The organism is Nocardioides sp. NPDC057772 (assembly GCF_042798075.1).
GTDB lineage: Bacteria > Actinomycetota > Actinomycetes > Propionibacteriales > Nocardioidaceae > Nocardioides.
In genome coordinates this window covers 1-14,899 of record NZ_JBHVKN010000122.1, presented here as the reverse complement: position 1 = coordinate 14,899, position 14,899 = coordinate 1, and the positions used below count along the sequence as shown (strand labels likewise).

Sequence of the window (14,899 nt, the reverse complement as noted above, 5' to 3'; positions counted from 1 at the left end):
AGGCTACCCAGCCTGCCGCCATGCGATCGGGATGCTCTGCCGCGTCAGCCGACGGGCCGACGGGCGAGCTCGGCCAGCTTGGCGTGGTCGATCCCGGCGAGCCGGTCGACCTCGTCGACAGCGACCGCGCCACACTCGACCCCGCGCAGCACGAAGGCGGCGAGCGCGGCAGCGGTGGCGGGCTCGTCGAGATAGTTGGAGTCACCGCCGTGGACGTACGCCCGTAGCCGGGCGGAGGCGACCTCGAGCCCGTCCCGGAAGAACGCGTAGGTCGCGACATAGCGGCTGGGCAGCTGAGCCGGGTGCAGGTCCCAGCCCTGGTAGATCCCGCGCGCCAGCGAGCGACTCACCAGTCGCGCGTGGAGTTGCCAGGCCGAACGTACGGCCGACGCATCTCCGACCGGAAGCACGTTCGTCGAACCGTCCGAGACGAAGACGCCGGTGCCGGCGGCAGCCACCTGCATCACGTCCTTGGCGTGGTCGGCGACCGGGTGCTCCATGCTCTGGTACGCAGCAGCCACCCCGAGCGAGGCGGAGTAGTCGTAGGTCCCGTAGTGCAGTCCTGTGACCCGGCCGGCCCCGAGCGCGATCATCCGGGCGACCAGCGCGGTGCCGTCGGAGCCGAGGATCGCCTGCGGCGTCTCGACCTGGATCTCGAACCTCAGGCTTCCGGATTCGATCCCGTGCGCCGCCTCGAGCGCGGACAGCGCGGTGACCATCGCGGTGACCTGCTCGACCGAGGTCACCTTGGGCAGGGTGATGACGAAGCCGTCACCCAGGCCGCCATCGCGGACCAACGAACCCAGGAAGAGATCGAGCGTACGCAGCCCCCGATGCCGCGTCGGAGCCTCGAACGACTTGATCCGGATGCCGTGGAACGGCGGCGCCGACCCGTCCCGGACGGTGGCCGCGAGCACCTCGGCAGCCGCCACGACCGCAGCGTCCTCGTCAGCATCCGGCCGGGAACCGTAGCCGTCCTCGAAGTCGATCCTCAGGTCCTCGACGGGCTCGGCGGAGAGCTTGGCCCGCACCCGGTCGTAGATCGCATCGACGAGGTCGGGCGCCAGATCGAAGACCGTCACGATCTCGGCCGCCGAGCCCCCGAACTCGTCCAGGGCAGCGACGGACTCAGCCGACCACTGCGCGACCGTCTTGTCGGTGTAACGGTCGCCCGGGACGTAGACCGTGTGCACCGGCTGGCGTACGCCACGATCCCCCGGATAGCCGGCCGCCAGTGCCGCGTCGGCCCCGGCGAGATCCCGGTCGAGCCGCGCACTCAACTCCTCGAGGTGACTCATGCACCCACCACCTGGTCGTAGGCGGGCAAGGTCAGGAAGTCGATGTAGTCGTCGGCGAGGGCGACTTCCTCGAAGATGGTGCGGGCCTGCTCCAGGCGGTGCTCGATCCCGTCGGCCGCCGCGAGCAGCTTCGTCATCTCCTCGTCCAGGACCTGGCGCACGAGCTCTGCGGTCACCGGCGTCCCGTCGTCGAGCTTCGAGGAGTTGTGGACCCACTGCCAGATCTGCGAGCGCGAGATCTCGACGGTGGCGGCGTCCTCCATCAGGTTGTGGATGGCGACGGCGCCGGTGCCGCGGAGCCAGGCGTCGAGGTAGACCAGCGAGACCTCGACGTTGTCACGCAGCCCCGCGAGCGTGATCGCGCCGCCCGCCGAGGCGACGTCGAGCAGGTCCTCGGCAGCGACCGAGACGTCGTCGCGCTGCCGGTCGACCTGGTTCGGGCGGTCACCGAGGACACCGTCGAAGATCTCCCGGCAGATCGGCACCAGGTCGGGGTGGGCCACCCAGGAGCCGTCGAAGCCGTCGCCGGCCTCGCGCTCCTTGTCCTCGCGCACCTTGGCGAAGGCGATGGCGTTGACCTCCTGGTCCTTGCGGCTCGGGATGAAGGCGGCCATTCCGCCGATGGCGTGGGCGTTGCGGCGGTGGCAGGTCTTCACCAGCAGCTGGGCGTAGGCCCGCATGAACGGCGAGGTCATCCCGACCGTGGCCCGGTCGGGTAGCACGAAGGACGGCCCGGCGTCGCGGAAGTACTTGATCAGGCTGAACAGGTAGTCCCAGCGGCCGGCGTTGAGCCCGGAGGCGTGGTCGCGCAGCTCGTAGAGGATCTCGTCCATCTCGAACGCGGCCGGGATGGTCTCGATGAGCACGGTCGCGCGCACGGTGCCGTGCGGGATCTCCAACGCGGCCTGGGCGAAGGTGAACACGTCGTTCCACAGCCGCGCCTCGAGGTGGCTCTCCATCTTCGGGAGGTAGAAGTACGGCCCACTCCCGCGCGCCAGGAGCTCGCGGGCGTTGTGGAAGAAGTAGAGCCCGAAGTCGACCAGGGCGCCGACCACCGGCTTGCCGTCGACGAGCACGTGCTGGTCGTCGAAGTGCCAGCCACGCGGGCGCATCACGATCGTGGCCAGGCGCTGGTCCTGCTTGAGCTCGTAGAGCTTGCCCTGCGGGGACATCGCGGAGATGTTGCGCCGAATGGCGTCGTACAGGTTCACCTGGCCGCCCACGACGTTGCTCCAGTGCGGCGTGCTGGCGTCCTCCATGTCGGCCAGCCAGACCCGGGCACCGGAGTTGAGGGCGTTGATCGTCATCTTCCGGTCGGTCGGGCCGGTGATCTCGACCCGGCGGTCCTGAAGGTCCTCGGGCACGGGCGCCACGGTCCAGTCGCCGGCGCGTACGTCGGCCGTCTCCGGCAGGAAGTCGAGACGGCCGGTGCGGGCGACCTCCTCACGGCGAGCGCGGCGGGCAGCGAGGAGCTCGTCGCGCCGGGCCCCGAACCGTCGCTGCAGCTCCGCGACGAAGTCGAGGGCTTCGGGGGTGAGGATCTCGGCTCCTCGCTCGACCTGGCGTCGGTCGCTGGCGCTCCCCGCCCGCTTCGCGTCGCCACCGGTGATCTGAATGTTCACGAGCTCCACCCTCCCAGGGCCACAGTTTTCCTTTGAATGGATTCTTCTTTCCGCATTGCGGATATTAATCCGGCCGGACAACAGGCGCAACCAGCCGGATTTCCTCTACACGACGCTAGACTTCCATCATCCGGAAGTCAGTACTCATGAGACATCCATCAAGATCGGGAGCCCAGGTGAGCGAGAACGAGAAGGCGCCGAAGGCACGCGCCGGCGCCGTGCAGTCGATCGAGCGCGCCTTCGCGCTGCTCGAGACGATGGCCGACGCGGGCGGCACCATGGGACTCTCCCAGCTCGCCGCCGCCTCCGGCCTGCCGCTGCCGACGATCCACCGCCTGGTGCGCACCCTCGTCGACCTGGGCTACCTCCGCCAGGAGGCCAACCGGCAGTACGTCCTCGGCCCCAAGCTGATCCGGCTGGGCGAGAGCTCCTCGCGCATGCTCAGCACCTGGGCCCGCCCGCACCTGGCCCGGCTCGTCGACGAGGTCGGCGAGTCGGCCAACCTGGCGATGCTCGACGGCGACCAGATCGTCTACGTCGCCCACACCGAGTCGCGCCAGTCGATGCGTATGTTCACCGAGGTCGGCCGCCGGGTGTCCCCGCACTGCACCGCCGTCGGCAAGGCGATCCTCGCCGACATGGCTCCCGAGCAGGTCCGCGACATCCTCCGCCGCACCGACATGGTCCCCTACACCTCGACGACGATCACCGACCGCAACGACTACCTCGACCAGCTCGAGCAGGTCCGCGACCGTCGCTACGCGATCGACGAGGGCGAGCAGGAGGCAGGCGTACGCTGCGTCGCCGTCGCCGTCCCCGACTACGCGCCCCGCCTGGCCATGTCGATCAGCGGTCCCACCGGGCGGATGACCGACGAGCTCATCGAGCGCGCCGTCCCGCTGCTCACCGAGGCCGGTAAGCAGCTCGCCGCCGACCTGGCGTGACCCGCGCCGAGCGGCATCCCCGCGGCGCGCCTTCGGACGTGGTACGTATTGCTGTTCCGGGCCACGTCGACCCGGTAGATCTCGGGAGATCTCCATGTTGCACACCGACGTCGGGCTGAACCGTCGCGCACTGCTCCAGGGAGCCGCCGCCATCGCGGGGCTCACCGCTCTGTCCTCGTCCGCGGCCGCATCCTCGACCTCGGCCCTGGCCCCGCACGCCGCACCGCCGCCCCAACCGCACCAGAGTCCCATCCGCATCACCCCCGGCGACACCGAACCGGCGCACCTCCCGTCGATCCACGTCCACTATCCGCACGACACGACAGTCACGATGACGTACGTCCGCGAGGACGCCGACGACCCCGACGGCTGCACGGTGCGTGGTCACGAGGAGGCCGTGCGCGCCGAGGTCCCGCCCGGCGCCGGGTCGCTCACGGTCGGCGGCGTGACGTACGGCCTGGCGCAGTTCCATTGGCACACCCCGAGCGAGCATCGTCTCGCCGCCCGGGACTACCCGATCGAGATGCACTTCGTGCACCAGGACGACACCGGCCACACCCTGGTCGTCGGCGTCTGGGTCCGCCCCGGCCGGACCAACCGGACCCTCGGCCGCCTCTACGACCACCTGGTCTCCGAGTGCGCCGCTGCCGACCCGGTCGGTCACATCGACGTCGGTGCGCTCCTGCCTCGCAAGCACGCCTCCTACCGCTACGAGGGCTCGCTCACCACGGCTCCCTACACCGAGGGCGTCCAGTGGGTGATGCTCACCGAGCCCATCACCGCCTCACCCCGCCAGATCGAGCGCCTCCGCACGATGTTCCCGACCGGCAACCGCCGCGACGTCCAGGACATCACCGACCGCACGGTCCTCTCCGACCGAGGGCCGTTCTAGGGTCTGATCAGCCGACCGGGCGCTCAGGTTCTGCGTGAAGGCTTCGGGTCTGCTCGACGGCGCGCACGTCGGCTCGACGAGGACCAACAGGCGTTCCTGGACGAGATCGCCAACGAGGTCGATCCGCTCCCGGGCGACGTCGAACCGGCACGGCCGACGGATTCACCGTCCGTTCCCAGGAGGAGTGCTCACCAGCCCGACGGGCGGGTGTTGCCGAGCACCCGGGTCACGGTGATCTCGATGACCACCCGCTCCGGGTTGGGCCGGGGCTGCTTGTAGCGCTCGGCGTAGCGCCGCTCCGCCTCGGCCACCGACGCCGGGTCGTCCTTGACGACCGCCGTGCCCTCCAGCGTGCACCACCGCCGTCCGTCGACCTGGCTGACCGCCACCTGCGCGTCGGGTTCGGCCGCGCGTACGTTGCGGACCTTCTTGCTCCCCGCGCTGCTGATGACGCGAGCGATGCCGGTCTCGGGATCGAACGTCACCCCGACCGGGACGAGATGCGGGCTCCCGTCCGGCCTGCTCGTGGTCAGGAAGCAGACCCGCCGCTCCCGCCAGAACTCGTCGTTCTCCGTGGTGGAGGGCGTTGCGTCGACTGTCATGGATGCTCCTTCGTAGGCCGTGGCCGCGGCTGCGGGAGCCCAGGACCGGGCCGGAGCGCAGGCTCGAGCGACGCGCTAGTGATAACACCCTGGTCAGCCGAATCCCAAGCGCAGGCCCCCACGCACCGATTCATATACGATCTGGTATCTGGATACGAGTTGGTATCTTGATGAGGTGGAACGACGACCAACCCGCGCCGAGCGGCAGCTGCAGACACGGACCGACCTGATCGACGCAGCGGCCCGCCTCTTCTCCGAGGAAGGCGCCGCGAAGGTCTCCGTCGAGGCGATCGCGGAGGCGGCCGGCTACAGCCGCGGCGCGTACCACAGCAACTTCAGGAGCCGGGACGAGCTGTTGGACGCCGTCGTGAGCGCGGTCGTCGAAGACCTGGGTCCGGAGCTCGGCCGGAAGGTCGCCGAGGGACGAGACGCCCTGGCGCGCCTCGATGCCTACATTCGGACCTTCCTGGCCTACTGCGAGCGAGAGCCCGTCCGCACGCGAGCACTCGTCGCCGTCGTCGCCCATCGCGCGACGGCAGGCGGCGCCCGCTACGACACCCTGGTCGACGAGTCCCTCGCCGATCTGGTCGCGATCTTCGAGCACGGCCAGGCGGAGGGCGAGATGCGTCCGTTCGACCCGGCGCTGATGGCGAGGATGCTGCGACGGGCCCTCGACGGCGAGGCCCTGAGGATCGCCGGCGGAACCGCTGCGGCACCGGTCGCCGATGAGCTCGTCGCGACCTTCGAACGCGCCACACGCGCCGACACGACGGAGGGATCATGACCCCGACGAGCAACCGCCGCCTGGTGCTGCGGCAGCGCCCGGCGGACCGCATCGAACCAGGCACGTTCGACCTCGAGGAGCAGCAGCTCGCGCCCCTTGCCGACGGCGAAGCCCTGGTCGAGGTCGCCTGGCTCGGGATCGACGCGACGCAGCGTACGTGGCTCAACGAGGGATCCACCTACATCGAGCCGGTCGAGGTCGGTGAGGTGATGCGCGGCAGCGGAGTGGGACGAGTCGTGGCCACCAAGAACCCGGGCCTTGCTGTCGGCCAGTGGGTCTACGGCACGCTCGGCTGGCAGGAGTACGCCGTCGCGCGCGGCGAGGGACTCTTCGGGGTGAACCCGGTGCCCGCCGGCATCGAACCCAGCCAGATGCTCACCGTCTTCGGGGTCAGCGGTCTGACGGCGTACGTCGGGATCGACCGTGTGCTCGAGGTGGGCGAGGACGACGTCGTGCTCGTCACCGCCGCGGCCGGGAGCGTCGGGTCGCTCGCCGGGCAGATCGCCGCCCTCCGCGGCGCTCGGGTCATCGGGACCGCCGGTTCCGCCGCGAAGGTCAACTGGGTACGTGACGTGGCGGGATTCGACTGCGTCGACTATCACGGCGACCTGCCGGGCGCCTTCCGATCCTTCGCGCCGGACGGCTTCAGCGCCGTCTTCGACAACGTCGGCGGCTCCCAGCTCGAGCTGGCCTTGGACCATCTCGCGACCCACGGCCGGATCGCGCTCTGCGGTTCGGTCTCCTCCGGCTACACCGCGGCCGGCTACGGCACCGGTCCGAGGAACTACATGCAGCTGGCGTTCAAGCGCGCGAGGATGGAGGGGTTCATCTTCCTCGACCACGTGGCGGACTTCCCGGCCGCCCTCGGCGAGCTGGCGGGATGGGTCGGTGCCGACCGGTTGAGCTGGGCGGAGGACGTCGTCGACGGCCTCGAGAATGCCCCCGCCGCGCTGCAGGGGATCTTCGACGGCGACAACCTCGGCAAGCGACTCGTCCGGGTCGGCGCGTCGAACGGGGCGTGAGACCACGGCGACCCGCCGCAACACACGACTCTTTGTCTGGGCAAAGGTCGGCCACCATTGTCCGAGCGAAGGGGCTCAGCGATCGTCGCCGCTGCCACCGAGGGCGCCACGCTGCTGACGATCGGCGAGCTTCTTGATGTTCAGCTCGGCGATGTCCGCCAGCGGGAGCCCGAAGTGGTCAGCGAGGACCGCGAGGTACCACAGTGTGTCGCCGAGCTCCTTGGCGAGATCATCGAGGTCCCACTGGGCGAAGTCGCTGTCGTGGTCCCGGATGATCTTCTTCGCCTTCTCGGCGATCTCGCCCGTCTCGCCGACCAGCCCCAACAACAGGTGGAACACCTCGTTGGGCGTGTCCCTCGTAGCCGCCGTGCGCAGCGCTGCCTGCTGGTAGGCGTTCAGATCCATGAGCGGAATCTATCGCCCGAGAACTCAGCTGACCCACCAGCGGGTCACCGCATCATCGCCGGGTCACGGCTGCGGCGCCGGGTGGACAGGTGGCTGGTGATCGCGGTGGTGGCGAGGATCCCGGTGATCACCGCGAGGGAGGCCAAGGTCGGGATCTCGGGAACGGCGGCCCAGCGCTGGTGCGCCCAGTGGAGCCCGAGCTTGATCCCGATGAAGGCGAGGATCACCGCGAGTCCGTAGTCCAGGTGCACCAGCTTGTTCAGGGCTCCTTGCAGCACGAAGTAGAGGGCGCGCAGCCCGAGCAGCGCGAAGGCGTTGGTGATGAACACGAGGAACGGGTCACCGGTGATCCCGTACACGGCGGGCACGGAGTCGACCGCGAACACGACGTCGGTGGTCAGTACGGCCAGTACGACGAGCGCGAACGGTGTGAGCGCCCGCCGGCCGTCGACCCTGCCGAGAAGCCGCGGACCTTGGTAGTCGGGGGTGACGGGAACGAAGCGGCGAGTCAGCCGAACGATCCGCAGCGCGTCGACGTCGATGTCGTTGCTCGCGTTGCTGAGGCGATTCGCGAGGACCCTGACCGCGGTGGCGATCAGGATCAGGCCGAACACGAGGAACGTCCAGTCGAACGCCGCCAGCGCCACCGCGCCGATCGCGATGAACACGGCCCGCAGGATCAGCGCGCCGACGATGCCGTACAGCAGCACCCGCTGTTGCAGCTCGAGAGGAACGGCGAAGGCCGCGAGCAGCAGCATGAACACGAAAAGGTTGTCGACGCTGAGCGACTTCTCCACCAGGTAACCGGTGAGGTACTCCAGACCACGCGAGGAGCCGTAGCGCCACCAGACGAAGCCTCCAAAGGCCAGCGGCAGCGCGATGTAGAAGACCGACCAGCGCAGCGCCTCGCGCATCGACACCTCGTGCGGGCGTCGGGTGATCACGAAGTCGAGCGCCAGCAGCACGAGCAAGGCACCGATCGTGACCGACCACAGGGTGGGCGTTGCGATCGAGTCGATCGCCGCCCCGGTTCTCACCTGGAGTCCTGGTGCCGTCCGGGTTGGTGACCTGGCTTGTGCAGCACGGGATGGTGATTTCGGTAGGAGTGGGCGATGTCGTAGACGACGAACGCGACGAGTGCGCCGCCCCAGATCGCCAGGCCGACCCAGGCGACGATCTCGCCCAGTGCGCCGGCCTGCGTCTCGGCTGAGATCAGCAGATGAGTGTTCTCGCGCCGGGCTGGTCCGGCGTCATCCCACAAGGTCGTCGTAGACATTCCTGCACCTCCATCGGTCGTCCGACGAAGGTCTTCCTCAGCAGGCGCGCTCCACGGGCCGGGCGGGAAGCCGAGATGACGACACGTGGCGACGGAGGTACTCCCCTTCGAACTCATGGTAACCCGCCCGAAGCCACACCAACAGTGGCCACATCACGACTACAGGCGGAAGATCCGCAGGATCAGCAAGGCGGGTCCGCGTCCATGCGGCCGGGAACCAACGCTGACGGGGAGCACCGCGTTCGTAAGCCCGCCTGACAGCGAAACGCCCCGGCGACCAGTGTTTGTGCTGGTCACCGGGGCGTTCTCCCTGGTGTGGCAGGTGAAGGATTCGAACCTTCGAAGGCAAAGCCGACGGATTTACAGTCCGCTCCCATTGGCCGCTCGGGCAACCTGCCGTGGGTGCACCACGAAGCATCGTGGCAGCGAAGAAACCATAGCGCAGGGGCTGGCGGCGTACGAAAACGGGACGAGGTCCTAGGGTGAGACACCACAGACTTGGTCAGAAATCAGAGGAGAGAGTCATGGCTGACTCGTCATTCGACATCGTGAGCAAGATCGACCGCCAGGAGGTCGACAACGCGCTGAGCCAGACCGCGCGGGAGGTCGCGACGCGGTTCGACTTCAAGGGCACGAACGCGTCGATCGAGTGGAGCGGTGAGCACGGGATCGAGATCTCCGCGTCTGCCGACGACCGCGCCAGCGCGGTGCTCTCGGTCTTCCAGGACAAGCTGATCAAGCGGAAGCAGTCCCTGAAGATCCTCGACGCGAGCGAGCCGCGCCAGTCGGGGCAGCAGTCGAAGATCTCGATCACGCTCAAGGAGGGCATCTCCTCCGAGGACGCGAAGAAGATCTCCAAGCTGATCCGCGACGAGGGCCCCAAGGGCGTCAAGGCGCAGATCCAGGGCGACGAGCTGCGCGTCTCCTCCAAGAAGCGCGACGACCTGCAGACCGTGATCTCGCTGGTCAAGGCGCAGGACTACGACTTCGCGGTCCAGTTCATCAACTACCGCTGACCTGGTGTCCGGCGAGCCCCCGAGAGCCTCGATCGAGATCGATGCCCCGATCGACGTGGTCTGGCGGGTGATGGTCGAGACCGAGTCGTACGCCGCATGGAACCCGTTCGTCGTCCGCGCCGAGACCGAGCAACCGGCGGCGGTGGGCAACCCGATCATCCTGCACGTGGCGTGGGCGAACGGCGGCCGGGCGCGCTCACCGGAGCGGATCACGGCGCTCGACCCGCCGGTCGTCGGGGAGGACGGGGTCGGGGCTGCGTACCTGGCCTATGTCTACGAGGGCTGGCCGGCGCGGCTCGGGCTCGTCCGGGGCGTACGTCACCAGCGGCTGACGCAGCGGCCCGGCGGGCCGACGCGCTACGAGACGGTCGAGGAGTTCTCCGGTCCGCTGGTCGGTCTGACCGGGCCGGAGCGTGTCGCCGACGGGTTCCGGCGGCACGCGGCCGGACTGAAGACGCGCGCCGAGACGCTCGCGAATGAAAGTGGACTTGACCACTAGATTGAGCGAAATTCTGCATTCATCTGCAAGAATGTGGCCGTGCGAGTATCTGCCAAGTCCGACTACGCCCTCCGCGCCCTCATCGAGATGGCCGCGCGCGAGGACGGAAAAGCTGTCAGCGCCGAGGAGCTCGGCCGCGCCCAGGAGATCCCTCACGGGTTCCTGCAGGCGATCCTCGCCGACCTCCGCAAGGCCGGCGTCGTCATCTCACAGCGCGGGCAGTCCGGTGGCTGGCGCCTGGCCCGCAAGGCCTCGGACGTGTCCGTCGCCGATGTGATCCGCGCCGTCGACGGCCCGCTGGTCTCCGTCTACGGACTGCGCCCCGAGGCGGTCACCTACAACGAGCGCGCCGATGTCCTCCAGCACGTGTGGATCGCCGCGCGCGATTCGCTGCGCGAGGTCTTCGAGAAGGTCTCGATCGCCGAGCTCGCCGCTCGCGAGCTGCCCGACGAGGTCACCACCCGCACCGCGCGCGACGAGGCCTGGCTGCCTCACTGATGCGGTAGGAATACCCGGTTAACCGGTTGTTCCTGCACTTCTCTGGCGTTGCAACACCTGAGAAGTGACAGTTTCACCGGTTAACCGGGTATTCCTTCTACCCCTACGCCGCCGGCGAAGGCGCCGGCATCGTGTAAGCCCCGGGCGACGGCGTGACGAACACGTTGACGCCCTCTTCGAGCTGCAGCGCCCGGGCATGCGTACGCGTCAGCTCGGCGGTCACGACCTCGCCGTCGTCGGTGAGGACCGTGAGGCGCACCTCGAACCCGATCCGCAGGACCCGCGAGACGGTGCCCTCGATGGACCTCTCCGAGAGCGGCGAGGGAGTGACCTCGACGTCGTGCGGCCGGATCAAGGCGCCACCGAGCGTGGTCACGTCACCGAGGAAGGACATCACGAAGTCGTTGGCCGGCTCGTCGTAGAGCTGTTCGGGGGTGCCGATCTGCTCGATCCCGCCCTGGTTGACGACCACGATCTCGTCGGCGACCTCGAGGGCCTCCTCCTGGTCGTGGGTCACGAAGACGGTGGTCACGTGCACCTCGTCGTGGAGCCGTCGCAGCCAGTCGCGAAGCTCCTTGCGTACCTTCGCGTCCAGCGCGCCGAAAGGCTCGTCGAGCAGCAGCACCGACGGCTCGATCGCGAGCGCACGCGCCAGCGCCATCCGCTGCCGCTGGCCACCGGAGAGCTGTGAGGGCAGCCGGTTGGCGAACTGCGACAGATGGACGAGCTCCAAGAGCTCCTCGACCTTCTTCTGGATCTCGACGCGCGGCCGCTTGCGGATCTCCAGTCCGAAGGCGACGTTCTTGGCCACCGAGAGGTGCTTGAACGCGGCGTAGTGCTGGAACACGAAGCCCACGTTGCGCTTCTGGACGGGCAGCGACGTCGCGTCCTTGCCCTCGATCACGACCGACCCGGAGTCGGGCGTCTCCAGCCCCGCGATGACCCGCAGGAGCGTGGTCTTGCCGCCACCGGAGGGCCCCAGCAGGGCAGTCAGCTGCCCGGTCGGGATGGTGAGGTTGATGTCCTCCAGCGCGACGAAGTCGCCGTAACGCTTGTTGACACCACTTACTTCGATACTCATGGGATGTGGTCCTTTCACCGCACGCGCGCACCGCGGGCGCGCAGCACGAAGACGATGAGGATGCAGACGACGGAGACGCTGGCGAGGAGGAAGGCGACGGCGTACGCGCCCTGCTGGTCGAAGTTGAGGTACTTCTCCTCGACGGCGAGGGTCGCGGTGCGGGTCTGGCCGAGCACGTTCCCGGAGACGACCTTGACCGCGCCGAACTCGCCGAGCGAGCGGGCCAGGGTGAGCACGACGCCGTAGATGACCGCCCACTTGATGCCCGGCAGGGTGATCCGCCAGAACGTCTGCCACGAGCTCGCGCCCAGCGACGCGGCCGCCTGCTCCTGCTCGATGCCGATCTCCTCGAGCACCGGGATGACCTCGCGGATCACCAGCGGCAACGACACGAACGCGGTCGCCATGATGATTCCCGGGGTCGAGAAGATGACCTGGATCCCGACGGACTCCAGGGTAGGCCCGAACCAGCCGTCGCGGCCGCCGTAGACGAGCACGAGCGCAAGGCCGACGACGATCGGCGAGACCGACAGCGGCAGGTCGATCAGCGCGCTCAGGACCCGCTTGCCCGGGAACTCGGTCCGGACGAGCAGCAGCGAGATCGAGACGCCGAAGACCAGGTTGATCAGCGTCGCGACGACCGCGGCGATGCAGGTCAGCTGGATCGCGTGCATCATCTGCGGGTCGCTGAAGATCCCGGCGAACGCCTCGGTCGTGAACCCGACATCGGGCACATGGAAGGCGTTCCAGCCGACCAGCACCACCGGCCAGGCCACGAGCAGGCCCAGATAGGCGATCACGATCAGGCGGAGGACGTACGTCAGTGGCGTGCGCGGAGCACGACGGGTCTCAGCCACGGCGGACCATCCTTCGTTGGATCAGGTCCAGGACGACGATGACCAGCAGTGAGACGGCCAGCAGCATCGCCGCGATCGCCGCCGCGCCCTCCGGGTTGTCGTTCTCGATCGCGGACAGGATCCGCACCGAGGCGACCTCGGACTTGAACGGCAGGTTGCCCGAGAGCAGGACGAGGGAGCCGTACTCCCCCATCCCGCGCGCGAACGAGAGCGCCGCACCCGCTGCGATGGCCGGCGCCAGCGAGGGCAGGATGATCCGCCGGAACGTGGTGAACCGGGAGGCTCCCAGGGAGGCCGCGGCCTCCTCCACGTCGGCGTCCAGCTCCTCGAGGACGGGCTGCACCATGCGTACGACGAAGGGCAGGGTCACGAAGGCCAGCGCCAGGTAGACCGACATCGACGTGTTCGCCCAGTGCAGGCCGAGTGGAGACTCGGCGCCGTAGAGCGAGAGCAGCACCAGACCGGCGACGATCGTCGGCAGCGCGAACGGGATGTCGATGATCACCTCGAGCAGGCCCTTGCCCCAGAACTTGTCGCGCACCAGCACCCACGCGATGACGGTGCCGACGACGACGTTGATCAGCGTGACCACGATGGCCGCGCGGATCGTCAGCCAGATCGCGGATGCGGTCTGCTCGTTGCTGAGCTGGCTCGCGAAGGCGGACCAGCCCCCGCTGGACGCGGTGACGATCACCGCGACCAGCGGGATGAGGACGAGCAGGCTGAACCAGAGCATCGTGACACCGAGCCCGATGCCGCTGGTTCTCCCGAGAGTGGACCGAGTCAGAGTGGAGGCCGGCCGGCTGGACCGAGGTGCAGCCGGCCGGGCCGTAGGGATGGTTGTCGTCATGACCGGACTACTGCGAGGCCTTGCCGGACTTGGCGATGGAGTCGGTCACGATGCCGAGCGCCTCGCCGTCCTCGCCGGTGCCGAAGAGCTTCTCCTTGACGCCCGACCAGTCGCGGCCGCCGAAGTCCTTCTCCAGGGTGAGCAGCTGCTTCGGCGCCGGGAACGGGTCGGCCGGGTCCTTGGCACCCTTGATGTCCTCCGGCTTCAGGCCGATGGCGTCCCAGTCGACGACGCCGGGCTCGGCCGTGTTGACCGGTCGGAAGCCGGTCAGGGCGAACTGCTTCTGACCGCCCTGGGGATCGAGGACGAAGTCGAGCCAGTCCTGCGACGGCTTCGAGGCGTCCTTGAGGATGGCGCCCGGGTTCTCGATCAGGACGGTCGAGTCGGGGACGATGTACTCGAAGCCCTCGCCCTGCTGGGCCGCGAGGATCGCCTCGTTCTCGTAGGCGAGCAGTACGTCACCGGTGCCGCCGAGGAAGGCGGTCGTGGCGTCACGGCCGGAGTTGGTGAGCGTGACGACGTTTTTGAAGAGCTTGTCGAGGTACGCCTTGCCCTCCTCCTCGGAGCCGCCGTTCTTCACGACGGAGCCCCAGGCGGCCAGCGCGTTCCATCGGGCGGCGCCGGAGGAGGCCGGGTTGGCGGTGACCACGCCGACGCCCGGCTTGATCAGATCCTCCCAGCCCTGGATGTTCTTCGGGTTGCCCTCGCGGACACCGAGCACGACGATCGAGCTGGACACGATGCCCTTGTTGTCGCCGTCGTCCCACGTCGGGTCGATCAGGCCGGCCTTCTCCAGACGCTGTACGTCGGTGCCGACCGACAAGTGGACGTAATCGGCCTTCAGACCCGACTCGACCGCGCGGCTCTGGTCACCCGAGGCGCCGTAGGAGGTCTCGAAGGTCACGCCCTCGCCCTCGGGGGTCTTGTTGAACTCCTTGGCGATCGCCTTGTTGGCGGTCTCGGGGACGGCGAAGCCGACGATGGAGATCGACTCCGCGTCACTGGCGCCGCCGGAGCCACCGCAGGCGGTCAAGGTCAGGATGCTCGCAGCGGCCAACGCCACTGCAACCTTGATCTTCTTCATCTGGTTCCTCACTTCTGCCCTGCCGAGTCAAGGTCGATCGGATTACGAATGTCGAGGACAATACTGGACTTAGGCGAGTGAATGTGAAAACGCAGGATCGGTCCGTTTCGTGGACGCCGACCAGTCGCCGAGACGTCACTCAGGTCGGTCGAGACGGCATCCAGGTGCC

17 protein-coding genes and 1 tRNA gene are annotated in these 14,899 nt (G+C 68.4%); 7 read left to right on the top strand and 11 right to left on the bottom strand.

Annotated elements, in window-relative coordinates:
- Positions 1-44 precede the first annotated feature (44 nt).
- Together ACFVJS_RS18565 and aceB are read right to left on the bottom strand one after the other, a co-directional pair.
- Complete coding sequence (locus ACFVJS_RS18565) at positions 45-1,298, bottom strand: DUF6986 family protein (protein WP_378883217.1); 1,254 nt, start codon at positions 1,296-1,298, stop codon at positions 45-47.
- Complete coding sequence (aceB, locus tag ACFVJS_RS18560) at positions 1,295-2,914, bottom strand: malate synthase A (protein ID WP_378883218.1); 1,620 nt, start codon at positions 2,912-2,914, stop codon at positions 1,295-1,297. Before aceB ends, ACFVJS_RS18565 begins: the two co-directional genes overlap by 4 nt.
- 182 nt (positions 2,915-3,096) lie before the next feature.
- On the opposite strand from aceB, the gene ACFVJS_RS18555 reads away from it, so the two are divergent.
- Positions 3,097-3,864 (top strand): IclR family transcriptional regulator, encoded by a 768-nt coding sequence (locus ACFVJS_RS18555; protein WP_378883214.1) that lies wholly within the window; start codon positions 3,097-3,099, stop codon positions 3,862-3,864.
- Positions 3,865-3,958: 94 nt separating this feature from the next.
- Positions 3,959-4,756: a carbonic anhydrase family protein gene (locus ACFVJS_RS18550; protein WP_378883212.1), complete on the top strand. Its 798-nt coding sequence runs from the start codon at positions 3,959-3,961 to the stop codon at positions 4,754-4,756.
- A 188-nt stretch (positions 4,757-4,944) separates the two neighbouring features.
- On the opposite strand, the gene ACFVJS_RS18545 is transcribed toward ACFVJS_RS18550, so the two are convergent.
- The gene (locus ACFVJS_RS18545; protein ID WP_378883209.1) at positions 4,945-5,358 is read right to left on the bottom strand and encodes a PPOX class F420-dependent oxidoreductase; all 414 of its coding nucleotides are present in this window, start codon (positions 5,356-5,358) and stop codon (positions 4,945-4,947) included.
- A gap of 175 nt (positions 5,359-5,533) precedes the next feature.
- Here ACFVJS_RS18545 and ACFVJS_RS18540 point away from each other — a divergent pair, with 175 nt between their 5' ends.
- Positions 5,534-6,142, top strand: coding sequence for a TetR/AcrR family transcriptional regulator (locus ACFVJS_RS18540; RefSeq protein WP_378883206.1), 609 nt, complete (start codon positions 5,534-5,536; stop codon positions 6,140-6,142).
- A complete protein-coding gene (locus ACFVJS_RS18535) occupies positions 6,139-7,164 on the top strand; it encodes an NADP-dependent oxidoreductase (RefSeq protein ID WP_378883203.1) in 1,026 nt (341 codons plus the stop codon). Before ACFVJS_RS18540 ends, ACFVJS_RS18535 begins: the two co-directional genes overlap by 4 nt.
- A gap of 75 nt (positions 7,165-7,239) precedes the next feature.
- Here the strand turns inward: ACFVJS_RS18535 and ACFVJS_RS18530 are convergent, their stop codons facing one another.
- From ACFVJS_RS18530 to ACFVJS_RS18515, 4 genes are all read right to left on the bottom strand, one after another.
- On the bottom strand, positions 7,240-7,569 hold the full coding sequence (locus tag ACFVJS_RS18530; RefSeq protein ID WP_378883200.1) for a nucleoside triphosphate pyrophosphohydrolase family protein: 330 nt from the start codon (positions 7,567-7,569) through the stop codon (positions 7,240-7,242).
- 44 nt (positions 7,570-7,613) lie between these two features.
- Positions 7,614-8,606, bottom strand: coding sequence for a TerC family protein (locus ACFVJS_RS18525; protein WP_378883197.1), 993 nt, complete (start codon positions 8,604-8,606; stop codon positions 7,614-7,616).
- Positions 8,603-8,845 carry a hypothetical protein gene (locus ACFVJS_RS18520; protein WP_378883194.1) on the bottom strand — a complete coding sequence of 81 codons (243 nt, stop codon included), beginning with the start codon at positions 8,843-8,845 and terminating at the stop codon, positions 8,603-8,605. Before ACFVJS_RS18520 ends, ACFVJS_RS18525 begins: the two co-directional genes overlap by 4 nt.
- 316 nt (positions 8,846-9,161) lie before the next feature.
- Positions 9,162-9,243: transfer RNA gene (locus ACFVJS_RS18515), tRNA-Tyr, on the bottom strand.
- A 126-nt stretch (positions 9,244-9,369) separates the two neighbouring features.
- Here ACFVJS_RS18515 and ACFVJS_RS18510 point away from each other — a divergent pair.
- Genes ACFVJS_RS18510 through ACFVJS_RS18500 form a run of 3 tightly spaced genes read left to right on the top strand, consistent with a single transcriptional unit; the run spans position 9,370 to position 10,858 of the window.
- On the top strand, positions 9,370-9,861 hold the full coding sequence (locus tag ACFVJS_RS18510) for a YajQ family cyclic di-GMP-binding protein (RefSeq protein WP_165112876.1): 492 nt from the start codon (positions 9,370-9,372) through the stop codon (positions 9,859-9,861).
- 4 nt (positions 9,862-9,865) lie between these two features.
- Positions 9,866-10,360, top strand: coding sequence for an SRPBCC domain-containing protein (locus ACFVJS_RS18505; protein ID WP_378883191.1), 495 nt, complete (start codon positions 9,866-9,868; stop codon positions 10,358-10,360).
- A 39-nt stretch (positions 10,361-10,399) separates the two neighbouring features.
- The gene (locus tag ACFVJS_RS18500) at positions 10,400-10,858 is read left to right on the top strand and encodes an Rrf2 family transcriptional regulator (protein WP_008356464.1); all 459 of its coding nucleotides are present in this window, start codon (positions 10,400-10,402) and stop codon (positions 10,856-10,858) included.
- A 103-nt stretch (positions 10,859-10,961) separates the two neighbouring features.
- On the opposite strand, the gene ACFVJS_RS18495 is transcribed toward ACFVJS_RS18500, so the two are convergent.
- Genes ACFVJS_RS18495 through ACFVJS_RS18480 form a run of 4 tightly spaced genes read right to left on the bottom strand, consistent with a single transcriptional unit; the run spans position 10,962 to position 14,730 of the window.
- The gene (locus ACFVJS_RS18495) at positions 10,962-11,939 is read right to left on the bottom strand and encodes a sulfate/molybdate ABC transporter ATP-binding protein (RefSeq protein WP_378883188.1); all 978 of its coding nucleotides are present in this window, start codon (positions 11,937-11,939) and stop codon (positions 10,962-10,964) included.
- A gap of 14 nt (positions 11,940-11,953) precedes the next feature.
- Positions 11,954-12,796, bottom strand: a complete 843-nt coding sequence (locus tag ACFVJS_RS18490; protein WP_378883185.1) for a sulfate ABC transporter permease — start codon at positions 12,794-12,796, stop codon at positions 11,954-11,956.
- The gene (gene cysT, locus ACFVJS_RS18485) at positions 12,789-13,646 is read right to left on the bottom strand and encodes a sulfate ABC transporter permease subunit CysT (protein WP_378883182.1); all 858 of its coding nucleotides are present in this window, start codon (positions 13,644-13,646) and stop codon (positions 12,789-12,791) included. The genes ACFVJS_RS18490 and cysT overlap by 8 nt, the downstream gene beginning before the upstream one ends.
- Before the next feature lie 7 nt (positions 13,647-13,653).
- Positions 13,654-14,730: a sulfate ABC transporter substrate-binding protein gene (locus ACFVJS_RS18480; protein WP_378883179.1), complete on the bottom strand. Its 1,077-nt coding sequence runs from the start codon at positions 14,728-14,730 to the stop codon at positions 13,654-13,656.
- Positions 14,731-14,899: the final 169 nt, after the last annotated feature.